We start from the raw sequence: 23,954 nt of genomic DNA on the forward strand, positions 1-23,954 counted from the left end.
GAGGATTCTGTCCCAGTCTGTACCAGCCTGACCCTTTTCAGATTCCCCTACCACCACCCGGGGCACATCATCCCTCGCCTCCCGAAAATATCACCAGAAAATAATTTGCACCCTTGAAGCATCAAATTCATCTACCCGTATTTCAAACAAGCCAGACGAGGAGAGCGCCAGTCTAAAATTCCCCATATGGTCCTGGATGAAGAACCTACCATCACTGGAATCCACCTCCCCAGAGAAAGCAACAATCGGAAGGGTTTCCGAGAAGCTATCTCCCCTGATTACCTGAATAGCAACAGCACCATCCTCCGGAGCCCGAACACCGACTACAAGAGAACCGGGAAGCAAATGAGCCAGCGCACCATCGCGATTCCAGTCACCATGGTCCGCATCACCCTGAACCTGTTCCGACTCTACCAGAATAGACGCATATTCAACCTTCGCCGTTAATTCGAAAATGAGTTTTTCCTTTTGCATTTACAGCAAATCTCTGTTCATATACTCTAGCGATAGGTTTCTGACTGCACCAGCCTGGCTTCGATAGCACTTTCTGCAGTGCGGATAGGCAGTCTGCGGGCTTCCCGCCGGAACCAGTGCCGTCGGAGGCATATGATCCGGAGTCCAATCCCCGTTCTTATTCCCCGACACCCTTGCCCCGCACATATGGCAACCGTTCCTGTCCCCCGCCTCATTGATGAGTTCCCGAACCCCAGGAGCTTCAATATTGCCATCTTCGAGGGCTACGCCTTCTTTGGCATGCGGCCCAATCTCAAAGAGCTCACACCGCTCTCGTGCATTATGGTTGAGGGTGTCCAAATTTCCAGCAGCCACATAGTAGGTGTGGACGCCCTGGACGGTCAGGTTATGGACCGTCGCGGCCTGGGTCCAGGACTGGACCGCGGAGACCTGCACCCACGTGCCAGAGGAGGTCTGGAGCCATGTCCCCGGAGCCAGGTCGATCGCGTCGATCCACATCCCCAGGTCGGGCACCCAGAACGGGTGTTCGTCGGTCGCGACGATCACGTCCCCGGCCGCGACCGGGCCCGGAATCCCCACCTGCTCCGCCTGCTCGTTTTCAGCCTCGGAATCGGTGCCCCCACCGGCCGCCTCGCGCTCGGTGGTCGGATCCACCGTGATCTCCACCAGGTGCTTGCTGCCCGATCCGATGATGGTGGCCAGCACCGTCCGCGACGTCTGCTCGCCCGTCTCCGGGTCGGTGGCCAACACCTTCTCGCCGACATCGACCTCCTCGATCGGTTTGGTCGACCCGTCGGCCATCACCACACCCGTGCCGGGCGCAAAACTGTTCCTGCCTGAGCAGAGACTCTTGACCTTCTTGTTGGACTTGACCAGGCCCCTCACGCCGCTGACCAACTCACCGCCGAGATCGGCGATCTTTCGGCCCAACTCCGCAGCCTTGCCCCAACGCAGCCCGTACTTCGCCGCGATCTTGGCCGGCAGGCCGCCGACGAACATGAGTGCGACGTTGACGGCGGTCTCGCCGCAGGCCCCCAGGTCGCCGGTGGTGAAGCATTCGAGTCCCGCCGTGATACCGAGCTCGTCCGCGACCAGTTGGGCCAGGCCTGCGGCTGCCTTGATCAGCTTTTGCTTGGCTTCCTCCTTCTCCCTCTTGGCGTCCAGGTAGGCCTGGTACTGCTGGTCCTGATAGGTACTGCCCGAAGAACCACCACCGCCCGAAGAGCCACCGGAACCACTCCTCGGAGACAACCGGTCGGCCCAGCCCATGAGGTTCTGCCACGTGGAGTTCGTGGTGATGTCAGCGCCCCAGCTCCGTGCCACCGATGCCGCGACATTCAGTGCGAGCCTGATCGTGCTACCGATGAGATTGGCGAGCTGTTTGAAGAAGAGGCCGTCGGGGTCGCTGAAGGAAGCGGGGTTGTTGTTGGCGTAGGTGTAGCCGTGCATCTGCTGGTGGTCGGTCACGTCCATGACCGGGTCCACCGAGATGAAGCGTCCCAGTGACGCGTCATAGGAGCGCGCCCCGAGCTGGGTCAGCCCCGTGGACTCGTCAACGGTGCCGTCCACGAACCCGCGCTCGGCCGGCCACTGGCCCTGACCGGCACGCGCCTGGCCGAAGGCCGTCATGTACCGGTGGGTGGCCTCTCCGGTGCGGGCGTCGACCGCGATCTGGCCGCTGCCGTGGTGGTCGGAGTGGATCCACGACAGGGTCCCCTCGTTGTCACGCACGGCCACGGTCTCGTCAGCAAAGGTGTAGAAGCGGGTGGCTTCCTTGACCAGGCTCTGCCGGTCCAGGCGCAGCTCCATACCCGGCAGGTACAGGGTGGAGGCATCCGGAGCGTGCCGGATCAGGCGCTGGCCGTCGGCGTCATAGACGAAGGAGGTAGCGGATCCGTCCTCCTCGACCACACGCGAGAGCCTTCCCTCGGCGTCCCACTCCAGGTCCTGGTCCCGGGCCGCGGTGGTGCGGCCGGTCATGTTGCCGGCTTCGTCGTAGGCGTACTGTTCCAGCCGGTCGCCCGCGGGTCCGGTCTCGGTCACCTGCGCCAGGGCCTGAGGGGCCATGCCCTCGTGGCCTCCGTGGGCATAGGTACGCACCGTGTCGGCCACCGGGTCGTGGCGGGTCTCGGTGACACGGTTGCCCAGGGCGTCGTAGGTGTAGGAGTGCCAGTAGGGGGCCGCACCGCCCAGGTCGTCCGTTGAGGGCTCGGCCGCGCAGGCCTGCTCGCCGGTGGCGTCGGGTGTCCACACGTCCGTCATGCGACGCATGTGGTCATAGCCGAAACACTGCACGTCCGCTTGGAGGTGGTCAGCGGTGGGTTCGTTGCGCAGGCTCAGTACGTTGCCCGCGTCGTCGTAGGTGTAGTGCTGGTGTGCGAGCGAGCCGGTGATACCGCGTTCGGGCACCAGGGTGGTCTCGGACATGCGTCCGGTGGCCTGGTCGAAGTGGCGGGTCAGGTGGGTCGCGTGCGTACCCGAGACGTTCATGTCCATGGTGCGCTGGCGCAACTCACCGGTGCTGTTGTAGACCACTCCGGTGACGTAGTCCGAGAAACCCGACATCCGGACCGGCAGGCCCAGGTCGTTGAAGGAGTAGGACACCGTCTCCTGGCCAAGTGCGCCCGCGGCGGGCATCGTCACCGCTCGGACCGTGCCGTCGAAGTTGTACTGGGTCGAGAAGCGGTAGCGCCCGGAGAGGCCGGCCTCACTGGAGGGGACGAGGATCTCCGTCGTGAGGGGCCGGTAGAACTGGTCGTAGGTCACGACCCGGCTGGTGTAGGCGCTGCCGTCCGCGTACCGGGTGGAGGAGGTCGGGTGCCCCTTGGCCAGGGTGTCGTAGACCCAGCGTGCACGCGGGGATCCTTCGGGGCTGTCGTCGTACAGGCCCGTCTGCCTCCCGAGGGCGTCGTAGGTGTAGGCGAGCGTCTCACCACGGGCGTCCGTCTTGGTGGCCAGCTGGTCGAGCTGGTTGTAGGACATCGTGGTGGTACCCGCGACGGGGTCGTCGGTCTGCACCAGGCGGCCGCGAAGATCGTAGGTGTAGGCCCAGGTGTTGCCCTCGGGGTCGGTGACCGAGGCGAGTTCGTCGTTCTTGGCGTAGGCGTAGGTGATCGAGTCGTATTCGCCCTCGGGAACAGGGCCGTGGTGTGTGCGGGTTTCGACCATCCGCCCACGGGCGTCGTTGATGACGGTGGTGGCCGTGTCACCGTCCGGCGGCGTGATGAGGAATCGGTCGCCGTGGTGCTCGGTGGTGGTGCGCCACCGCTCCTCGCCGAAACCGACGTGGACGACGTCGGTGGAACGTCCGGCTCCGTCATAGACGGTCCTGGTCTGACGGGGAACGTCACCGTCGTCGGCGACGACGAACAGGGTGTCGCTGGGGTCTTCGGTGTTGTGGTAGGCCTCGCGTTCCTTGACGATCTGGCCACGGGTGTCGTGGAAGGTGTCGGTGATCAGCCGTCCACCGTTCACGCCTGGGCTCTGGGTCTGGCGCGGGCGCAGGAACGCGTCGAAGATCTCGTAGCTGGTGGTGTACTCGGTCGGGTTCCGCAGGGAGTGCGTGACGATCGAGGTGGGCGCGTCCTGGCGGATGCGGTATTCGAACTTGCTGGTCGGGGTTTCCGTCTCGGGGTCGCGTCCGGGAAGCCACACGCTGGTCAGACGGCCGAGGGGGTCGTAGGCCATGTGCATGGTGCGGCTGTTGGCGTCGGTCTCGGAGACGGGCAGGCCGCGGGCGGGATCGACCCGAGTGGTCGTGGTGTGTCCGAGGGGGTTGGTCTCGGTGGTGGTCTCGGGGAGTCCGGCGCTCGTGAAGGTGTACTCGGTGGTGGTCACCCCTCCGGCGGCGTCGGTCTCGGCCACGGTGTTGCCGAAAGCGTCGAACTCCGCCTCCTGCACCGTCTGGTAGACGGGTTCACCGCCTGAGTAGGAGTCGAGCTTCTCGGTACGGGTGGGCAGACCGCGGGTCGGTGCGTCGCCGTGTCCGCCACCGTCGTAGAAGACCCGTTCGTCGGTGATGACGTCGGCGGGGCGGTCGGGAGTCTCCGTACAGTCCACCGCGAGGGTCTCGGTTCGGGAGACGAGGTTGAGGATCCACGCACTGGTGCTGTCGACATAAGTGGTACGGGTGCACTTCTCGTCACCGGACACGTCCACGTCGCCGTACTCACGCGCCTGGGTGACGGCGCCCCGGTCGTTGATGGTGTTGTCGACACGGGTCTGGTACCAGCTCCCGTCCTCCTTCCGGGCGAACTTGACGATCTGCTCGGTCTGGATCATGTGCGCGCTCTGGCTGCCCCACGAGTGGGTGACCTTGGCGGTCTCCTTCAGCCAGGGCCTGGTGATCTCCCGGGCGATGACCTCGCCGCCTTCACCATCGCGGGTGATGACCTCGAGCAGGGTGCCGTTGAGTTCCTTGCGATCGGTGTGTTCGACTCCGCGTGAGTCGGTGACGGAGGAACTGCGCGTTCCGTCAGGCTGTTTGTCACCGTCCATGCCCTGGAAGTACAGGTACTCGGTCTCGGTGCGTTCCTCGCTGGCGTGGCCCGTGCGCACGATGACCCGGTCGTAGCCGCGCCAGTCCGCCCAGGTGCGGTACTTGTCCTTGACCATGCCGTCGGCCTCGGTGTACCGCCAGGCCGGGGTGCCCACGTAGTCGTAGCTCGTGGTGAGTGTGGGTTGGTCGGTGACCAGGTCGAGTTCGTTGACCTCGGTGACCACGTACTTGTGGAACCAGTCGGTCAGTTCCACCCCGCCCTCGGGGGTCCACTTGACCGGGTAGCAGCGCTTGGTGTTGTCATGCGGCTTCGGAGTCTGGCCGTGCACGCACTCGGGTTCGGAGTAGGTGATGTCGAGCTGGCCGCCGGACTCGGTTTTGACCTCGGTGACGCGCCAGCGCAGCATCGGCGCGATGTCATCGGTGGGCGAGTCCACCCGGTTGGGCATCTGGGTTCCGCCGAAGGTGACCTTGGGCAGAGTCTCGGTGCCGCCCACGTGGCCGGTGTGCTCGATGGAGTCCAGCCACAGGGCCGCCCCGGTTCCGTCCCCCGCCTCGGGGAAGGAGTGGTCGAGGGTCCAGGTGTCGACCTCGGCGTACTCGCCGTCCTGGCGGATCTGCGTGGTGATCGTGTCGAGCTTCTTGGTGGACCAGAAGGTCGGCGAGTGCCTGCCCGCGCAGGAGGAGCCGGACTTGCAGTCCTGGTCCAGGGGCACGTCGGGCCAGTGCGCGGCGTTGCCCGAGGTGCGCTTCTCCGGGGCGCAGTCGAAGGAGTCGGTGACCAGGCACCGCTCGGAGGTGGAGAACACCACCCGGGCCGGAGCGGTCGCGTACACGTCGTCGCTACGCAGCCCGTACTCGATGCGCTTGATGTTGGCCGCGCGCACGTAGGGGGTGGCGGTGTTGGTGAGGTTGCGACCGTAGTGGTTGGCCTCGGCGTCGTAGTAGAACGTCATGACGTTGCCGTGCACGTCCACGACATAGTCCAGGTTCCACTTGTAGGCCTGCTGGCACCAGGACTGTGCGAAGTCGGAGTCGTAGCAGGGCTGCCCGGACTTGGCCGCGTAGACGGGCATGGTCTGCGCGGACTCGGTCTCGGGATCGCCGCTGGACCAGCCGGGCAGGCGGTTGCGGCCGAAGAAGTACTGGGTGCCGTCGGGGGTGGTCACCTTCCAGTACTCGCCGCCGTGCGCCCCGTTGGTGGCGCCGGTGAGCCTCTCGACCTTGGTGCCGTCGTCGTTGGACAGGCGGTAGCTGCCGTCGTCGTGCTTGACGAGTGCGCCGGAGTGCCCGCTCATGGACAGGGTGACGTTGTCGGTGTTCCAGCACAGGTCACCGATCTCGTGTCCGGAGTCCACGCAAGCGGCGTAGCGGCGCTCGATGGAACCCGGTGCGTAGGAGAACCCGTCCCCGATCCAGGAGGTCTGGTTGTTGGAGGTCGCGATACGGCCGTCGATCCCACCGGAGGAGTAGCTCAGCCCCACTGCGGGGGACAACTGGCTGGGAGCGGGCGGCGTGGTGACCCCGTAGGACCAGGAGAAGCCACCGGACTGCGTATTGACGTTCCAGCTGGAGGAGGCCGACAGCTGGGTGGCTCCGTAGTCGCCGTTGCCTCCGGCAGGGGCCGAGGTGACCGCGAACAGGGAGCCCTGGGCGGGAGCCGCGCCCACGACGGCGGACAGACTCTGGTCCTCGACACTGTTGTCGAGGAGCTGGGGCGTGTCGAAGGCGACCGTGTCGTCGGCCTCGCAGGAGTCGTCCAGGACACAGGGATCGAGTTCCACGACGCTCAGGCGGGAGGCGTAGTCACCACCGAACGCGGCGGCGAACTCGGAGTAGTCCACCTCCATCCGGACCGGGGCGAGAGTGGGCGAATCGTCCGTGCGGGTGACCTGGACGAGAAGGCCGTTGACCCCGGCCTTCTCGGTGTCGGCCCGGTCCAGGATCTCGACCTGGGCGGACTCGACCGGCTCGGGGGCGGCGAAGGCGTCCACCTCCGGTACGGAGTCCTCGAAGGTGACGGGCTCCCTGCGGGACTCGTTTCGGAACGGAGAAGGACTGCTCTCCGGTGAGGGGTCCACTGACTCCGGCGACCGCTCCGGGATCTCTTCCGGGGAGGGTCCCCTGGTTTCCTCCCCCGAACTCGATTCCTCCTGTTCGGAGGCTTCGTCCCCGCCGTGCCCCTCCTGCTCTGGAGTCACGTTCTCGTTCGGAGCCCCCTGTTCAGGGTCCTGGTCCTCGGCGGGATCCTCCCGACTCTCGGGCTCCCATTCCTGCCAGTGCTCGGGGACCTCCCACTCGCCGAACGCCTCGCCCGTTACCGGAGTGACCGTGACCGGTGTGTCCTCCTGGGCACTCAAGGCCTGGGGCCGGTCACCGTCCAGGGCGAGATCGTTGGAGGAGGGTTGGGGCCATGCGGCCTCCTCCGGTTCGGTGAGCGCCGCCTTGGCGACCGCGTCGCCCCCGCCCACAGCGGGGGCCAGCAGGTCGTGGCCCTCCACCGAGGGGACGTCCTCCACCTCGGGACGCGGATTGTAGGCGGTGGCAGAGGCCGGAAGCACGTTCAGCAACCCGGCGGCCATGACGAGGGCGACCGAGTAGGTGATGCCGCGGCGGATCGGGCCGGGACGGACGGGGGTGTCACTGCGCGGGGTCACAGCAGTCCTCCTGTCCTCCACCGGTCGGGTGGAGGACGATCACAGGGGCGGGGTGGGGTCGGAAGCGTGGTCAGCTCTGGGTGTTGGGGAACTCCCCCGCGTACACCCGGGACAGGTCCCGGTCGTTGACCACACCTTGGTAGGCATGGACGTCGTCGATGTCGCCGGTCCAGTGGTAGTGTTCGTTTACGCCTCGCAGTTGGGCACCGCCGATGCGCAGTCCTCCTTCGGCGTGCCAGGCGTGATCCACCGCGAGTCGTGCTTCCTCGAAGCCGTTGACGTAGAGCACCATCTCGCCGCGGGTGTGGTCGTAGACACCGGTCAGATGCGTCCATTCCCCCAGTCGGGCAGCGATGGTGGAGTAGACGCGGGTCCAGCCCTCTGCTCCCGTCGTGGGTTCGTCGTCATGCGGCGACATCTTGAACACCCATGCTCCGTTGGAGCCCTGGTAACCCAGGTGGAAGGCGCTCTGGAACTGCCCTGACTGGCTCACCGCAGTGGCGTCGACGGACTCACCGGTCTCGTCCAAGCGCACCCAGGCCGAGACGCTGAAGCTGCGATCGGTGCGTACGGCTGGCCCTGGTGCCTCGATATGCTCGCCCGCTCCGTTCAGCCGCACCCCGGGGGAGGCGGTGATGCCGTTCTCGGCGGTGTTCCACGCGGTGAGGGGGTCGCCGTGCAGAGTGGCGTCGAGTCCGTGGTCGGTGGTGTCGGCCACGGTCGTGCCGTCCCACTCGTCGAGCTTCCACCGGCCCTCGGCGGCGATCGGCCGGTTGGCCAGACGCCACACCTCGGAGGCGGTCTCGGACTCGGACACGGTCTCGTCCAGCACGAGCCGGTTCCACACCCTGATGTCGTCGATGGCGCCGGGCCAGTAGTAGTTGCCCGCGCCCTGGAACAGGGCACGGCCCACGGTGAGGGGACCCTGGGCGTTCCACGGCCCGGGCTGTGTGTCCGTTCCCTGTTCCACGCCGTCGACATACAGGGTGATCTCGCCGGTCTGCGCGTCGTGGGTGCCCAGCAGGTGGGTCCACACCCCGACCTCGGCGGGGGCGGAGGAGGTGACCTTGGCCCATGCGCGCGAGCCGTCCCAGTACCCGTCCTCGGGGGACATCTTGAACACCCACTGGCCGGTGTCGCCCTGGTAGCCCAGGTGGAAGGCGCTCTGCTGCGTGCCCTCCTGCGCGACGGCGGTGTGGTGGGCGTAGGCGCGGTCCAGCTTCACCCACGCCGACACCGAGAAGGTGCCGGAGGTGTCCACGGCCGATCCGTCGGCGGTGATCTCGTCGTAGGGTCCCGGGTCGCCGTCGGTGTAGCCGCTGGTGTGCACGGCGGTGCCCTCGAGGCGGGGGGTGGGGTTGGTGTCGGGGTTGTCGGTCGCCCCGACCCGGCCACGGACCCACTCCACGCCCTCGGAGAGGGTGGCGCCCTGACCAGGATTGGCGGTGTCGGCGGCGTGGTCGCCTTCGCCCTCGTCGAAGGTGTAGCGGGCGACCGGATCACTGGGCGGGGCGACCAGGAAGGAGTAGGCGAGGACGCAGTCGGAGGAGTTGCCGAAGGCGTCCACGGTGCGCGCGTAGACCCAGTTGGGTCCCTCCAGTCGCGGGGTGAGGGTCACCGTCACCGGTTCGCCCGGTTCCTCGGGGGTGAGTTCGGTGACGCAGGAGTCGTCGTTGAGGGCGTAGAAGTAGCTCTCGGCCCCGTCGACGCCGTTGTTGGTGAAGGTGAACTCGCCCGGTTGCCCGGGGGAGCCGTGGAACTCGTCCCCGGCGGGGTAGTCGGTGGAGGTGACCGCGGGGCCCTGATCAGGTCGGGCGGTGCTGATCATCAGGTAGCAGTAGGACGACCAGCCGGACCACGATGTGCCGTCGTTGGCGTTGGCCCGGTAGCCGATGAGGACGTCCTCGGGCAGGGCGGTGGCGCGCACGGACTGGTAGGAGCCCGAGGACCACACGGCCACGTTGGTGGAGGAGGTGTCCACGTCACCGAGCCGGGTGCCGTCCACCCACCAGGCGAAGCGGGTCTTGACCTTCTGGCGGTTGCTGGAGGTGGAGTCGCGGTCGCGGACGTAGGCGGTGAAGGTGGGCCGGGTCTCGTTGATCAGGCGCGGATTGTCCGGATCGGTGGAGCAGGTGCCGCCGTGGGAGTCCGAGAGCTTGGTGGGGATCTCGGGCGGGTTGTTGTAGTCCACCTGCAGGGTGGGGTTGGAGGCGAAGCGGCGCCAGTCGTGGTTGCTGGAGGACCTGGTCTCGTTGCCGCGCAGGCCCAGGGTGGTGGTGTTGTGTCCCGCGTCACGGCTGTACACGTACCCGGAGGTGGCGTTGAACTCCACCGTCGGAGAGGTGCCGCCGGAGCAGTCGGAGCGTCCGGCGTTGATGGTCCTGGTGTCCAGCCTGGTGTTCCAGAACGCCGAGGTGTTCTGCCTGTTCCAGTCGGTGGAGGAGGTGATGGCGTCGGTGCGCCACAGTTGGACCTTGGCGTTGGTACACCCGTAGGCGTGGGTGACCTTGGCGCGGAACGTGGCACGGATGATGTCGGCGTTCCTGGTGCGTGAGTCGATACCGAACCGCCAGAACGCGCGCTTGGTGCTGCCCTCGCTGGGCTCGTAGCCCACACCGGGGGTGTGGGAGGTGGCGTAGTTCCAGTACGACTGGCTGGGGAAACGGGCGTTGACGTAGGTGCGCCCCACTCGGCTGACCGCCACCGAGGGGTCGATGTAGACCGGGTACTCGGTCTCGGCGTCCTCGAGCATGGCCGTGTCGGGGACCAGCCGGATGCTGTCGGGGGTCAGGTCCACGTCGAGGAGTTCGGTGCGCGCACCCATGGGAGCCATCACCGTGGGGTCCTCGCCGGTCTCCTCCACCCCGGCGGAGTCCCACATCGCCGGGGCCACCGCGGTGAAGACGCTCTTCTGGCCCCGGTCTCCGAGGGCTTCGAGCATGCCGTTCTCGCCCAGGCGCATGGTCACACCGGTAGTGGACAGGGCCATCTCCAGCTCCGCGAGGTCCTCGTGCCGGGCCGCCTCGGGGGTGTGCACCACCAGTACCTGGCCGAACCCGTCCACCCCCGCGGTCAGGACCAGGTCCACGTCCGGAAGGACGTCGGCGTAGGTGGCCTGGGGTCCCTCAAGGGTGGGAGCCGGCAGGTCCTCGTGCCAGCCGAGCCCGACGGAGTTGGAACCGATCCCGACGCTGGCCAGGGCCTGGTCCCCGCCGCCGGAGAAGGCGATGTCCGCACTGACCGCCCTGGGACGGACTCTGCCGTCGGAGCCCACGACCAGGTCGGTGTCGACCGGGGTCCAGCCGTCCTGGCTACGCACACGCACCGGGAAGGCGTTCTGCTCCAGGGTGAAGCTGCCGTCGGGGTTGGCCAGGTGGCGGCTGGTCTCGGTGGTGGCCGCGGTGATCTCGACGGGTTCGCCGGTCTCCTGCGCCAGGACCAGGGCCTCCTGGTCTCCGCGCAAGTCGGCGGTCGAGGTGGAGGAGCCGTTGTCGGGCTCCTCCTCCGCGAAGGCGGGGGTGGACAGAGCGGGCATGAGGAGCAACGACGCCGTTGCGGCAGCGCCGAGTACTCGCGCATGGCGGGGCATGGCAGAGCTCTCTGACCCAGGCTGGGGGATCACCGTGTGGGTGCCGTGCCATCCGAGCACGGTCGGTGGTTGTCCTGGGACCGAACGGAAAGCTAGCAGCCCGAAAGAAACATTTAGGCAGTGGCGCAGATCACACCATGCGACACATAAGTACACGACATGCACCTTCAGCCACACAAGTGCCACAAGAGGGCATTGTGTCCGCATTCGGACACTTATCGCATGTTTAGCTGAATGCTCCTTCTGAGCTGCGGTGGCGGCTACGGAAAGCAGACAGGGCGGTTTCCCACAGGTTGGCTCCGCACATCCTCGCTTCGAGGCGAAAGGAGCCTCCATCGCGCAGCAACGGGAGAGCGATCCGTGGCTCTGGGCTTCCTGTAGAAGGGCGAGCACTTCGACCAGCACCGAACGGACGCTCTGGCCCCAGAGCCGCACCGCCCCTCAGGCGCGCACAGGCCAGCGGCCGACATGGGAGCACTCCGCCCCGAGGGCTCGGAAGCGGACACACGGTTGCGGACCAGCACATATCGGCGCCGATCCGAGTACCTCGCGAGGTGCCATCGGACGCCGCCGATGGCCGCAGGCGCGAATCCTGCCAGGTGCGCCACAACATCTCAGGTAGGCGGGATACACCCCCTTGCCCCAGAGAAAATGCGTGCTGGTGGGACCAGTCCTCCGCCCACGCCCCATGCCCGCGTACCGACGGGCCCTTCCGGAGGCGCGCCACATCAGACACGCGGTACGTTCAGCCACCTACCGCGTCACCTCTGGCAGCACGATGCCGACCGGACCCAGCATCACCTTCGACATGCACCCCAGGATCGAGAGCGATGACTGTCCGGTTCCGGAAGTGGCGGGAGGTGGTCCCGGCTCACACCACAGCTTCCGCCAAGCCCGGTACGAGGCAGCGCCGAGCAAGCCCACCGGCAGGAACAAAAACACCGCGCAGACCTGGACTGGCCGCCACATAAGCGTTATGGCATGATGCGGGGCATGTTCATCGACAGAAAGGCCCATGCCGCGTAGACGGCCGGGACGCATGCGCGCAGAGAACCACCCCCGAGTGCGCAGAGGACAAAGAAAAGCACCAGCGATCAAAGGCCTGTCGTCCAAGACGATGGCCGAGATCCGACGAGCCGAACACCGCCACCCGCAGCTGTGGCCAGGGATCATCAACGAGGCACTCCCCAGGTGGGAGAGGTACGCCCGCGACCCCGGGCACCCCCCGTGGAACGACCACCTCTATCCCCGCTCGTGGTACTGCTGCTGGGAATGCTGCGGCAGCCCACTGATGGCCAAGGACTTCCTCGACATACTGGTCCACGCCATGCGGGGCAGTTCAGCGCGTGAGATACGTGCCCGTCTCAGACACCTGGACGACCTCCACGGCCTCCCGTTCCCCTGACAGCACGAGGCCCAGGGAGTCCAGCGCTCCTTGGGCCCAGTCGGAATACCGCGAAGACCAAGAAGGTCTGCGCAGATCAGTGGCCTGGCACTCCGAGGCCCCGGCTGAGCAGCCGTCGTACCTGCCATGCCCCCCACCTGGGATGACTCGCCCACTGGTCATCTGAGCGACCACGATGAAGTGCTCCCCCTCAGCCACACGGCGAGAACCTCGCGAGGTGCCATCGGACGCCACCAGGGGCCGGTGTGTGCTCCGTTTGTGCTCCGCAGTTCCGGACTGGCACGACACCGGGCGGCATCCCTTGGCACGAAACGACAGCAACGATCGGATGGATAGGGACGAAACGGCACCGTGTGGCACGTAGAGGCACGAAAAAATCGGACTTCTAATCCGATGGCCGCAGGTTCGAATCCTGCCGGGTACGACATAAAACCCCAGGACATACGGGGTGTGCTACTTCACTTCCGAGGCGTCGCCGCACTGGTGGGACCAACACCAGGCCCCGCCAACCACACCCCTCGTATGCCGACCGGTCTTCCCGGCATCCCGCAGCACCAGCCAGGCGGTCCGCTCCGCCGCTTCCCGCGCCACCTCCGGCAGCACGCTGGCATAGGTGTCCATGGTCAGCACGATGCTCGCGTGCCTCAGCACCGCCTGGACGACTTCCAGCTCCACTCGTTTCGTGCCGGGTGTGACGGAGGCTCTGGTGTGCCCTGCGTTTTTCGGAGTCGTCGATGCCCGGTAGCGTCATGACATAGGTGACGCGGCCGCTGTGGAGCCACGCCTCACCGGCGCGAAGGTCGGCTTTGAGGAGCTACCGAAGATGTTCCAAGGGCTGGCGCGGTATGTGCCCACGGTGAATGACGCGACGGTGCGCGGCATGATCTACCCCCGGCGGTCCCTGGTCCTGGTCACCGGAGTACCCGGGGCCGGAAAGAGCACCCTGCTGCGGCGGCTGTTCGGACTCCGCGGAAACGAGGAGCGGACCGTGCTCACCGCGGAGGGTGTGCGGGTGATCGACTCGCTACAGTCGCGGTACCAGCTGGGGCCACTGCTCGGTCGGGTCCCCTACCCGCTGTGGCGCTGGGTGGTGCACGTACTGCACTTGGCCCGGATGGCCGCGGCGCTGCGCGGCGGCCCGGTGGTGGTGCACGAGTGCGGGACTCGGAGCCCGGTCCGCGTGCTGCTCGCCCTGCTCTGCCGACTCCGCCGGTACGAGATGCACGTGTTGATGATCGACGCCACTCCGCGGGAGGCCCGGAACGGGCAGAACGCCCGGGGGCGGCGGGTGACCGAGCGCAGCCACCGGGCGCATTCGCGGCGCTGGCGACGGCTGCGCGCGGCCGCCCGGCACGGGCCGGCGGCGTTCGCGCCGGGCGCGCGCAGTCTGCTCGCACTCGACCGGCGCCGGGCGCGGGAGCTGGCCTGGATCCGATTCGGCCCCTGCGCGAATATCCGTGGTCCCCTGCACGCCGCGATGGAGTCGCCCCCGACCCGGCTTGAACTCGTGATGTCCGATACCTAGTGGCACCGGCCGGTTGAACTCACGCGGTTCGGGTCGTGGGCCTTCACCCGGCGGGCCGAGGAGTCCGGGGTGGTGCCTTCGATCAGGTCGGTCGGGGACTGTGACGGCTGTCGGTCTTTGTACACGGATCCCGCAAGGATCGGGAGTCCCGGCCGCGGCGTTCCGCTCTTTTTCCAAGGCCGAGCTGGTCCGCAACCGCGGCCCGTGAAGAGGCCTGGACGAGGTGGAGGTCGTGGTGACCGAGTACGCGGACTGGTTCAACCGCCGCCACCTGCACGGCGAGATCGGCCTGGGCCCGCCGGCAGAGTTCGAAGACGGCTTCTACCGACAGCAGACCGGGGCAACGAAAGACGAAGCGTTGGTTCCGAGCCTCCGATAAACCAGGCCCGAGACACAACACCCCTCGTCCCGCTCCGGGCCTCCCGGGCGCGTCAGCCGCCCACAAATCCGTTCACGGGGATCAGCAACACGGTGACGTTGTCATGGCCACCGGCATCAAGGGCGTGACGGACCAAGCTCCGCGCATCAGACAAAAGACCGCCATCGGACCCCGGATCCGACTTATGGAGTGGGATGGCGGCGCGCAACTCCTCGGCCAAGGACAGATACCGCCACAGTCCATCCGTGCACAGCAGCAGGCGCCCCGGGCCCGACGGCCGATAGCTCCGGCCCCGCCGAACCGGCTCCTCTGCGTCCGCGCCCAGCCAGGCGACGAGCGCGTCATGCTCGCCCGTGTCGTCTTCGGTCAGCGCGAATCCCAGCCCCTCATCCGGCAACCAGTAGGCGCGACTATCACCGACCCAGGAAACCCACATGCCTCCCTGGCCAACGACGCCTGCGACGTACGTACAGGCAGGTGCCATATCCGCCGACGCCGCCAAGGCGGTAACCGCACGTCCCGCCCGCACGACGGCATCCTCCAAGGCCGCCTCGGGAACGGCTCCCTCCAGAAGCCGTCTCGCCACAGTGCTCGCACTGACCTCCGCCGCGACCTGAGCGGCACGATCCGACCGGGGTGACATCGAGACACCGTCGCAGACGACCCCGACCGTCCACCCGCCCTTGACCACCAGGCCCATGGCGTCGGCATTCACACCACGGCGCAGCCCACGGTCGCTGACACCCGCCGCACCACCGTCGACCGTGGCCTCCACATGGGAGCGAAACGACGGCTGAGCCGCTCCACAATTCCAACAGCGACCATCCGGGGCGACCGTCCCACGGCAACGGACACAACCCTCGTTCTCGTTCATACGCGCTTCACCCTGCCAGAAACGCCACGGAACGGTGCCGTCGAGATCAATGTCAGCGCCTCCACAGAATGTCCTCCACCACCCGGAAACCACGCATGGTCCTCGACGAGCGGACCTTTGATCCGGTCGTCAACTGGCCCGGGGCACGACGAACCCCAGGCCACCCGAGGCGAACCCGTAGGCCGGCCTGGGGCTGATGGTGTCGTGTGGCTCCTGGTGTGCTCGCCGTCCCGGCTACACCACCGTCACTACGTGGCGGGTCTGAGCATCGCGGCGGTGGCCTCGGCCGCCGCTCGCGTCACCTCGGGGACCACGGTCTGGTAGGTGTCCTGGGTGAAGTGCGGAGCGGCGCGGGTCCGGGGCGGCCGTGGCCGCGTGCCCCAGCTCCCCGGAGACCACCTTCACGGCCTTCCCCACGGCCAGGGCCGTCTCGGCGCCCCGGATGACCGGACCACCTTCGTCGACACCCCCGATCGCCAGCCTGCGGGCGAGGTGACGAAAGGCCGACAACCAGGCGGGACCGAAGCCCTCTTGTGAAGCCGCCGGAGCCCAGCACCGCTGCACCCACGACCGCGACCGGTCCGCCGACCCATCGGACCCGATCGCACGCGGCACAACTCCTTCCCCGTACGAAACTCCCACACCGTTCTCACCATGCCGTCCGACCGCTTGTGCTATTTTCCATCCATGCAGTCGAAAAACAGGCCGGTCGGTCAGAAACGAGCGTCCTTCATCGAGGAGGCCCGCCGCACACAGATCATCGAGAGCGCCATCGAGACCTTCTCGGATCTGGGATACGCCAACACCTCGCTGGCGCGCGTCGCCGAGCGCGCCGGCATCAGCAAGAGCGTGATCTCTTACCACTTCGCCGGCAAGACCGAGCTGATGGAGCAGATCGTCGAGCAGGTCTACCTCGACATCGCCCAATTCGTCCTGCCACGGACCGAGAAGGAGACCACGGCGACCGGCGCGCTGCGAGCGAACATCCGCTCGGTCGCCGAGTACATGCGGGACCACCGCGCCCAACTGCTCGCTCTCGGGGAGATCTTCAACAACCTCCGCACCCCCGAGGGCGAGCGGCGCTACGGCGTCGCCTTCAACGAACAGGTCTACGAGGGGCGGGAGGCGATATTCCGCCGCGGCCAGCAGACCGGCGAGTTCCGCGCGTTCGACCCCCGCGTCATGAGCGTGACCGTGCAGTCCGCGATCGACGGCATGTTCGGCTACTGGGTGACCTACCCGGAGCACGACCTGGAAGCGCACGCCGACGAACTGGCCGACCTGTTCGAGCACGCCACCCGTGCCGAACGCCCTGATGAGAAGGCGAACCGATGACCCAGCCCACCGACCGGCCGACCGCGTCGCCCACCACCCGTCCGCGGCTCCTCTACGTCGACAACCTGCGCACCGCACTGACAGTGCTCGTGGTGCTCCACCACGCCGCCATCACCTACAGCAACATCCCGCGCTGGTACTACGTGGAGACGGGGACCGACCCCTCGGGAGTGCTCCTGGACGTCCTGCTCTTACTCGACCAGGCGTTCTTCATGGGCGCCTTCTTCCTCATCTCGGGGCTCTTCGTTCCCGGCTCCCATGACCGCAAGGGAACCAGGCGCTTCCTCGGGGAACGGCTACTGCGCCTGGGGATCCCGCTGTTGGCCTGGCTGCTGCTGCTCCGCCCCCTGGTGACCGTTGGCGCCTACACCGCGGAGAGGGAAGCCGCCGTCCAGCGGGGGGCCGAGCTGCCCTACTGGCAGTACTACCTGCACTCGTTCACCCCGGGGCCGATGTGGTTCGTCGAAGTACTGCTCGTGTTCAGCGCGCTCTACGTCCTCTGGCGACACCTGGCCGGCAAGGAGCGGCGCGTGTCCGAGGCGGCTCCCGCCCCGGTCACGGACCGGGCGCCCGGCGCCGTCGCGATCGTCGGGTTCACCGTCGGGCTGGCCCTCGTCACCTACCTGTGGCGCATCGTGATACCGATGGGCGTCCCCCTTCCGGTTCTGGGCCTGCCCACGCCCGCCTACCTGCCGCAGTACGCGGCGCTGTTCGCCGTCGGGCTGATCGCGGCCCGGCGCGGCTGGCCGGAGGGCCTCTCCAGGCCGACCGGCCGGATCGGGTTCGCCGCAGCGGCCGTTGCCGCGGTCGGGATCCTCCTCCTCGCCGTCGGCTCTTCCGGGGGAACGGAGTTCCTGGGCCACGGAACCTGGCAGTCCCTGATGATGGCGGTCCTCGATTCGACGCTCGCCGTCGGCATCGTCCTGGGTCTGCTGGTGCTGTTTCGGGAGCGCCTCGGCCACCAGGGACGCCGCCGGCGGTTCCTGTCGACGCACGCCTACACCGTCTACCTGGTCCATCCGGTCGTGCTGGTCGCGCTGGGCTACGCGCTCAGCGGCGTGCAGGCCCCCGCCGTGGCGAAGTTCGCGCTCCTGGCCGTCCTCGCGGTACCGCTCTGCTGGGCGATGGCGTTCGCGGTGCGCGCCCTTCCGGGCGCCCGGAAGGTGCTCTAGCCGCCGATGGGACCAGACGATGTCGACGGACCACAGGACTTCCCCGCAGCGGAGCGGCACCACTTCCTCGCTCAGGTGGGGCACCAGGTCCGCTGACCCCCGCGACCTCGGCCGGACCCGACTCACCGCCACCACCGAAGGATCGGCGTCCACCGGAGGTCTCAGCGATCTGGAACACGGTGTCGTGGTTCGAGCGCCCAGGGGTCGTCTGAACACCGCGGACGCGCGGCGTCACGTAACGGTGACGGGCTCCGCCAGTTCCAGGTTGCGGGCCAACTGCTCGCGGTTCTGCCGTGCGTGCTGGACCCAGGCGGGCTGGCCGGGGGCGGTACGCCAGGACTCGCTCAGCGGACTGTTGTCCACCGTGTCGAACCCGAACTGGTCGTACAGCCGCGTGACGACGTCCACGGCCTCGGGGTGGTCGCTCGACACCGACAGCGCCCGCCGGGCGGGGTCGCCCGCGGGGCGAGCCGTGCGGAGCAGGCTCGGAGCCTGGATGTGGGTGAACGCCTTGGCGACCTTCGACGTCGGGAGCTGTTCCTGGCGCAGCTCGTGGACCGTCTTCTCGCCGGAGTCGACCATCGGGAAATGGCCGTCGCGCCAGGTCATGTAGTTGTTCGTGTCCAGCACGACCTTGCCCGCCAGCTCCGCGACGGGCATGTCGTTGACGAGTTTGAGGGGTACGGCGATGACCGCGAAGTCGCCCGCCGCAGCGGCCTCGGCCGCGTACGCGGCGCGCGCCGACGGGCCGAGTTCGTCGATGAGCCCTTTCAGGGTCTCGGGGCCCCGCGAGTTGGCGATGACGACCTTGTACCCGTTCGCTACCGCCGCGCGCGCGATCTGGCTCCCCACCTCTCCCGTGCCGATGATCCCGATCGTTGTCACAGGTGCCTCCACCGCAGAGCCTTGATGAGAAGTACTGTTCGCCCGCGCGATCGCGCCGTGCGTCGTGCCCGGCGCCCGAGCGGGTTCACTCGGACACGGCGCCGTTCGTCTCGCGCGCCGGAGCGCCCGCGCTCCCACCCCGCGCCCGGGCGGGCATGTCCGCCGAAGCCAGCAGGGCCAGCTTCTCCGCGCTGTCAGACGCGGCGTCCGGGTGGTACACGACGAGTTTCAGGCTCTCGGCCCCGCCCACGCTCAGCCGTTCCCGGTTGAGGGTCAGCTCCCCGATCCGCGGGTGATCGAGCCGGATCGGCGTCCCGCGCTGGCCCCGCACCTCGTGCCGGGCCCAGAGCCTGCGAAACAGGGGGCTCGCCAGTGAGAGCTCTCCGACGAGGTCGACGAAGCGGGGATCGTCGATGTCGGTGCCCACGGACTGCCGCAGGTTCGCTATGAAGCACTCCGTGACGCTCTCCCACTCCGGGTACAGCGCCTGCTGGCCCGGGTCCAGGAACATGTCCCTCAACTGGTTGCCGCCCACGGCCAGGCGGGGATCGAGCGCCCGGGCGAGCGCGTTCGAGGCCAGGATGTCGAAGTACCGGCCCTCGATGAATGCGGGCTGGACGAGGGAGTCCAGCAGCTTGAGCGCTCCGGTCGGCACGGTCTCCTTACGCGGCCTGCGCCCGCGCCGCCGGGGCACCTCGGCGACCAGCGACAGCAGATGGGCGAAGTGGTCGTCGTCCAGGCGCAGCACGCGCGCGATCGACTCCAGCACCTGCACCGACGGGTTGCGGTCGCGGCCCCGCTCCAACCGCAGGTAGTAGTCGGCGCTGATACCGGCGAGCATGGCGACCTCCTCCCGCCGCAGACCGGGCACGCGCCGTACACCGACGTCGGGGATGCCCGCCTGCTCGGGCGTGACCAGAGCGCGCCGAGCACGCAGGAACGCGCCGAGGGCGTTCGGTGTCTTGCTCATGTGATCAGCCTAGATCGCCGCAAGGCGGATAGAGGGGGTCCTGTCGCACCCCCGGCTCGGCAGGGCTCTGGGCCGGGGGCGCGCCTCCTCCTAGCGTGTCCAACGGTCCGTTCGGGCCGCGTATCTCGGGAGGAGACCCATGACCATCACGCTGATCACCGGGGCCAACAGGGGCATCGGTTTCGAGACCGCGAGGCAACTTCTGGAACTGGGCCACGTCGTCTACATCGGTGCGCGCGACACCGAGCGGGGCGAGAAGGCCGCAGCGGAGATCGGAGCACGGTTCGTGCGGCTCGACGTGACCGACGACGCGTCGGTGAAGGAGGCGCTGGCGGCGATCGGTGCGGCCGAGGGCCGGCTCGACGTCCTGGTGAACAACGCGGGCATCCTGGCGGCCGGAGACATCGACGGCCCCTCGGCCCTGCGCTCCTTCGACACGAACGCGGTGGGGATCGTGCGGGTCACGGAGGCGGCGCTGCCCCTGCTGCGAAAGTCCGCCAACCCCACCGTCGTCACCTTGTCGAGCAGTGCCGGATCGTTCTGGGCGGTGACCAACCCCGAACGGCCCGAGTTCCACCTGCCGCTCGCTCTCTACTCCGCGTCCAAGGCGGCGGCCACCATGCTGACGGTCCAGTACGCCAAGTCCCAGCCGGGCATCAAGTTCAACGCGCTGGAGCCGGGCACCACCGCCACGGACATGACCGCGGCCTTCGGGATCGGAAGGCCGCCCGAGGAGAGCGCCAGGGCCGTCGTGCGGTTGGCGACCCTCGACGCGGACGGCCCGACGGGGACCTTCCAGGACGAGAACGGTGAGCTGCCCTGGTAGGCCCCTGGGGACCCCAGGGAAGTTCAGCGGCGACGGTCTCCACGGCCATTCTGGTGAGCGCGCCGAAAGCCATCAGGATCCGAATACGGCCCTGACCGGGACACAGAGAGGAAATCATCATGGCGGGTTTTGACATCCACGAGTTCTACCGCCGTTACGTCGAGAAGCTCAACGCCCACAAGTTCGACGATATGGACGAGTTCATCCGCGACGAGGTCGTCCTCAACGGCGAGCCGAGTACACGGAACGATGTCATCGCGGTCCTGAAAGCGGACATCGACGCGGTTCCGGACTTCCGCTGGGAGGTTCGGGAGTTCCTCGTCGACGGTGACCGCGCGGCCGTCCGTGCGATCAACACCGGTACCCCTGTGAAGGAGTGGCTCGGCGTGGCTCCCACCGGTGCCGCGTTCGAGATCGTCGAGTACGCCATCTACCGGGTCCGTGACGGACGGTTCGCCCAGATGACGGCCCTGCACGACGCCTCAACGCTACAGCGACAGCTAGCGGGCTGACCACCAGTACCCACCTGACCGCTGACCAGCGTCAGCGATCAGGTGGAAGGTGAAGCATGCGGTCAACCTGTCAAGGAGGGCCCGTCGGTCTACCATCCGCGACGAGAGCGGGGCCGACCTCTTCGATGAAGCGGTGCAGGCCGCTTCGGCCAGGATCTGGCGTTGTGACCTGGCCCGTTCAAAAAACCGTGCCCGGCCCCGGGCCTCACCCTCGGACAAGGGCCGATACCGCACACCGCAACGGCTGGAGGCCCGCGGCCGGGGAGAAGCATCCAAGAGGAGACCTCCAGAACCAAGTATTTGTCAGTCTGCCGCGCGTTCAATTACCACGTCAATGTCTGATTCGATCTCCTGTCCCGCAGGCAAATGCACATGAGAGTCCACAGGAACCTCATCCTGGGCAAGGGCAAGCAGATGCCGGGCAACCGAAACCAAGCCCGCCCTGTTTGCCCTTATGAGAACATCCTGGCAGCCAACCACCACTTCGATATCGAACCCTTCTTCCCAAGAAAAACGGAGGCTCCGGGCAGGATGGTACACAGGAACATCGACATTAACCTACAAAGCAAGACTCCCATCTTGCCAACGTGTCGCACAAGGCACCTTTCAGGCAGCTTTGGCGAGGACACGTCACCGTAACGGAGTCCGCGCAACGTGGTCGGAGACAGCCCAGCGAACCTGACGGGGCGACCGAGAACGAACGCCTCGGTGTTCCTCTCCGGCGCCACGGGTGTGCTTGGCCAGGTGCTTGTATCAGGACAGGTTGTAGGCGCTGTCGAGCACGGACAGGAAGTTCGAGACCCTGTTCCCGCAACGCGCGTTCAATCCGCGACAGGAGCCCAGTCAAGCGATGAAACGCTCGATACACCCAGGCTCCTCATCACACCCACCACACAGCGATACCCCGCTCGTGCTCATGGCAGGTAGGCATCCGCCAACGACCCCACAAAACCTTCTACCGCTCTTTCCCAAACCTCCCACTCGCCACTGTCCCTTGCCTCGATGGCCACATAGAAATCTGAATCAATGAAGGTGTCGAATTCAACATAAGAATCCCAGTCGACAGCAACAATCCTCATGTCAATTTCCCTCTGAAGACTCTCGGAAAAAGCCTTGACTTCCATCCAGTCAAGATCCACCCACCCCTCCCCGTCTATCAATTCCTCTTCCAGTTTCTGGAAAGTCATACCACGAGGCATGGTTCCAACACCATCAAAATCAAGAAGAACCCATTTCCAGTTGTTTTCTGGCACCCTTCGAAGGATATCCACCAATCCGATTGGAGGATCCATTGAAGAAAACATGGGGAATATAACTGACCTCATGAGCAGCGGGGCCAATTCCAGTTTTTCAACATCTCCCCTTTCCGAGCTCCCCGGTCGGACTTGGAAAATATGGACGCCCATGGGGTTGCCGTGCCCCCGGGGCACCCATGGCCAGGAGAGCCAATGCCACGAACAACGTTCCCGTTATCATTCCACCCCCTGGCCCGCAAATAATATCCATTCCTTCGACTCTTTTTCGTTCCGAGCTGAGCATGGACAGATTCTTCGGCATCCGTGAAATTATTCCATGCTCATATCTCAGCAGAGGTCTGTTAGGAAACCTGCATCGAGTTCTGTGCTGCAATCTGTGATTGAGGACGTCCAGCGACTCAGAAGCCACATGAACGTGTGGACGATCCGGACCGATCAGACTATGGACCGTCGCGACCTGGGTCCAGACCTGAACCGTGAAGACCTGCACCCACATGCCCACCGAATCCATCGACTCGTCCAGGTCAGATGGGGCTTGCGACTCGAGCAGACGAGGCGCCAGTCCCGGATCCGACCCTGAAGTGCTCCGTGTGCGCTCCCCAGCGCAAGGTCCAGTACGGGTGTAGGGGCACTTCGCGGAGCATTCTGCCGTTCCGTGGCCCCGCGGTTCCCGGCCGTGGGCACCCCGTGTCCCTCACCAGAGGCGCCGGCGACCCGGCCGGCCGGGTCGCCGGCTCGACGATCCGACACGCCAGCACCGCAGGTCGCGACGCTCTACCTTGACCACATGCCGAACGCCGGAGCCATAATCGGGTCGGCACCAGAGCGGTGCCGCGGTGAGGGGCCGACGGATGGCGCCGCCGAAGCGGAGGAGTTCTCGGATGACGAAGTACCTGATCTCGTTCCCCGGTGAGGCCATGGTGTTCCCCGAGGAGGACCTCGATGCGGTGGTCGAAGCCTCGCATGCCGTCATCGACGAGGCCAAGGCGGCGGGCGTGTACGTCTTCGGCGGCGGGATCGATGAGGACGTGGACCCGGTGCTCGTGTCCGGTGACGGCACCGTCACCGAGGGCACGCACCCAGGGCACGGGGTGCCCACCGGCGGCTACACCGTTCTCGAGCTGCCCTCGCGGGAGGCGGCACTCGAGTGGGCCGCGAAGATCGCCGCCGCCTGCCGCTGCTCGCAGGAGGTCCGGCAGTTCCAGTACGACCCGGCCAGCTGACGGGGGCGACCTCGGCCGGAGCCGGTCGCACGCCGCGCGCCCATGGCGAAAGGCGTGCAGCAGCGCACAGGGGTGACCTCGGCCGCCGCACCTCGCCGGCCTACTCGTCGGTCGGAGCCGGTCGGCCTCTGCCGTACGTCAGCGGCCGGGCTCTGCCATCTCGAGGTGGGTTGGGAATGCCGGAGGAGCGTGTCTTCCGCGGGGCCGCCGGGCGAAGGGATGCCGGCTCGTACGACGCGACCGGGCTCGGGAAGACAGCGGTGTGCGGGGCATGGGCACCGCCTCCCCGACCCCGTGGGACTTGGCGGAGCAGGCTCCGGCCACAGGCCCGCGGGTCTCGCCGACCCGGGGTTCCTCCGCCATACATCGCCCGC

Annotated in this window: 16 protein-coding genes; 7 read left to right on the forward strand and 9 right to left on the reverse strand. The window is 66.9% G+C overall.

Going from position 1 to position 23,954, the window contains the following annotated elements; translation table 11 throughout:
- Positions 1-90: 90 nt before the first annotated feature.
- The 4 genes from NOSIN_RS26815 to NOSIN_RS15890 all read right to left on the reverse strand — a co-directional run bounded on the left by NOSIN_RS26815 (position 91) and on the right by NOSIN_RS15890 (position 13,298).
- On the reverse strand, positions 91-474 hold the full coding sequence (locus NOSIN_RS26815; RefSeq protein ID WP_143832940.1) for a hypothetical protein: 384 nt from the start codon (positions 472-474) through the stop codon (positions 91-93).
- Positions 475-7,629 carry an RHS repeat-associated core domain-containing protein gene (locus NOSIN_RS15880; protein ID WP_236743381.1) on the reverse strand — a complete coding sequence of 2,385 codons (7,155 nt, stop codon included), beginning with the start codon at positions 7,627-7,629 and terminating at the stop codon, positions 475-477. It abuts the gene before it with no gap.
- 70 nt (positions 7,630-7,699) lie between these two features.
- Positions 7,700-11,164, reverse strand: coding sequence for a LamG-like jellyroll fold domain-containing protein (locus NOSIN_RS15885; protein ID WP_227015027.1), 3,465 nt, complete (start codon positions 11,162-11,164; stop codon positions 7,700-7,702).
- 1,912 nt (positions 11,165-13,076) lie between these two features.
- Positions 13,077-13,298, reverse strand: coding sequence for a hypothetical protein (locus NOSIN_RS15890; protein ID WP_227015029.1), 222 nt, complete (start codon positions 13,296-13,298; stop codon positions 13,077-13,079).
- Between the two features lie 148 nt (positions 13,299-13,446).
- Between NOSIN_RS15890 and NOSIN_RS15895 the strand changes: the two genes are divergently transcribed.
- Both NOSIN_RS15895 and NOSIN_RS27265 read left to right on the forward strand, forming a co-directional pair.
- Positions 13,447-14,148, forward strand: coding sequence for an AAA family ATPase (locus tag NOSIN_RS15895; RefSeq protein ID WP_077693612.1), 702 nt, complete (start codon positions 13,447-13,449; stop codon positions 14,146-14,148).
- A 235-nt stretch (positions 14,149-14,383) separates the two neighbouring features.
- Positions 14,384-14,527 (forward strand): hypothetical protein, encoded by a 144-nt coding sequence (locus NOSIN_RS27265; protein WP_170293725.1) that lies wholly within the window; start codon positions 14,384-14,386, stop codon positions 14,525-14,527.
- A gap of 52 nt (positions 14,528-14,579) precedes the next feature.
- Here the strand turns inward: NOSIN_RS27265 and NOSIN_RS15900 are convergent, their stop codons facing one another.
- Positions 14,580-15,401 (reverse strand): PP2C family protein-serine/threonine phosphatase, encoded by an 822-nt coding sequence (locus NOSIN_RS15900; protein WP_077691498.1) that lies wholly within the window; start codon positions 15,399-15,401, stop codon positions 14,580-14,582.
- A 687-nt stretch (positions 15,402-16,088) separates the two neighbouring features.
- Here NOSIN_RS15900 and NOSIN_RS15905 point away from each other — a divergent pair.
- Positions 16,089-16,736 (forward strand): TetR/AcrR family transcriptional regulator, encoded by a 648-nt coding sequence (locus NOSIN_RS15905; protein WP_077691499.1) that lies wholly within the window; start codon positions 16,089-16,091, stop codon positions 16,734-16,736.
- Positions 16,733-17,908, forward strand: a complete 1,176-nt coding sequence (locus NOSIN_RS15910; protein WP_077691500.1) for an acyltransferase family protein — start codon at positions 16,733-16,735, stop codon at positions 17,906-17,908. The genes NOSIN_RS15905 and NOSIN_RS15910 overlap by 4 nt, the downstream gene beginning before the upstream one ends.
- Positions 17,909-18,139: 231 nt before the next feature.
- Here NOSIN_RS15910 and NOSIN_RS15915 read toward each other — a convergent pair whose 3' ends face one another.
- Positions 18,140-18,931: an NADPH-dependent F420 reductase gene (locus tag NOSIN_RS15915; protein ID WP_309232769.1), complete on the reverse strand. Its 792-nt coding sequence runs from the start codon at positions 18,929-18,931 to the stop codon at positions 18,140-18,142.
- Positions 18,879-19,763, reverse strand: a complete 885-nt coding sequence (locus tag NOSIN_RS15920; RefSeq protein ID WP_077691502.1) for a helix-turn-helix domain-containing protein — start codon at positions 19,761-19,763, stop codon at positions 18,879-18,881. The genes NOSIN_RS15915 and NOSIN_RS15920 overlap by 53 nt, the downstream gene beginning before the upstream one ends.
- Before the next feature lie 139 nt (positions 19,764-19,902).
- Here NOSIN_RS15920 and NOSIN_RS15925 point away from each other — a divergent pair, with 139 nt between their 5' ends.
- Together NOSIN_RS15925 and NOSIN_RS15930 are read left to right on the forward strand one after the other, a co-directional pair.
- Positions 19,903-20,589: an SDR family NAD(P)-dependent oxidoreductase gene (locus NOSIN_RS15925; RefSeq protein WP_077691503.1), complete on the forward strand. Its 687-nt coding sequence runs from the start codon at positions 19,903-19,905 to the stop codon at positions 20,587-20,589.
- A 119-nt stretch (positions 20,590-20,708) separates the two neighbouring features.
- Positions 20,709-21,101, forward strand: coding sequence for an ester cyclase (locus NOSIN_RS15930; protein WP_077691504.1), 393 nt, complete (start codon positions 20,709-20,711; stop codon positions 21,099-21,101).
- A gap of 303 nt (positions 21,102-21,404) precedes the next feature.
- Here NOSIN_RS15930 and NOSIN_RS28265 read toward each other — a convergent pair whose 3' ends face one another.
- The gene (locus NOSIN_RS28265) at positions 21,405-21,641 is read right to left on the reverse strand and encodes an Imm32 family immunity protein (protein ID WP_077691505.1); all 237 of its coding nucleotides are present in this window, start codon (positions 21,639-21,641) and stop codon (positions 21,405-21,407) included.
- Positions 21,642-22,015: 374 nt separating this feature from the next.
- Positions 22,016-22,354, reverse strand: a complete 339-nt coding sequence (locus tag NOSIN_RS15940; RefSeq protein ID WP_143832942.1) for a hypothetical protein — start codon at positions 22,352-22,354, stop codon at positions 22,016-22,018.
- An 884-nt stretch (positions 22,355-23,238) separates the two neighbouring features.
- Here NOSIN_RS15940 and NOSIN_RS15945 point away from each other — a divergent pair.
- A complete protein-coding gene (locus NOSIN_RS15945; protein ID WP_077691507.1) occupies positions 23,239-23,580 on the forward strand; it encodes a YciI family protein in 342 nt (113 codons plus the stop codon).
- Positions 23,581-23,954: the final 374 nt, after the last annotated feature.

It is taken from the genome of Nocardiopsis sinuspersici (assembly GCF_001998325.1).
Lineage (GTDB): Bacteria > Actinomycetota > Actinomycetes > Streptosporangiales > Streptosporangiaceae > Nocardiopsis > Nocardiopsis sinuspersici.

Coding starts and splice junctions, on each gene's coding strand:
- NOSIN_RS26815 (WP_143832940.1), bottom strand. CDS start 474: ATGCAAAAGGAAAAACTCATTTTCGAATTAACGGCGAAGGTTGAATAT.
- NOSIN_RS15885 (WP_227015027.1), bottom strand. CDS start 11,164: ATGCCCGCTCTGTCCACCCCCGCCTTCGCGGAGGAGGAGCCCGACAAC.
- NOSIN_RS15895 (WP_077693612.1), top strand. CDS start 13,447: ATGTTCCAAGGGCTGGCGCGGTATGTGCCCACGGTGAATGACGCGACG.
- NOSIN_RS15900 (WP_077691498.1), bottom strand. CDS start 15,401: ATGAACGAGAACGAGGGTTGTGTCCGTTGCCGTGGGACGGTCGCCCCG.
- NOSIN_RS15905 (WP_077691499.1), top strand. CDS start 16,089: ATGCAGTCGAAAAACAGGCCGGTCGGTCAGAAACGAGCGTCCTTCATC.
- NOSIN_RS15910 (WP_077691500.1), top strand. CDS start 16,733: ATGACCCAGCCCACCGACCGGCCGACCGCGTCGCCCACCACCCGTCCG.
- NOSIN_RS15920 (WP_077691502.1), bottom strand. CDS start 19,763: ATGAGCAAGACACCGAACGCCCTCGGCGCGTTCCTGCGTGCTCGGCGC.
- NOSIN_RS15925 (WP_077691503.1), top strand. CDS start 19,903: ATGACCATCACGCTGATCACCGGGGCCAACAGGGGCATCGGTTTCGAG.
- NOSIN_RS15930 (WP_077691504.1), top strand. CDS start 20,709: ATGGCGGGTTTTGACATCCACGAGTTCTACCGCCGTTACGTCGAGAAG.
- NOSIN_RS15945 (WP_077691507.1), top strand. CDS start 23,239: ATGACGAAGTACCTGATCTCGTTCCCCGGTGAGGCCATGGTGTTCCCC.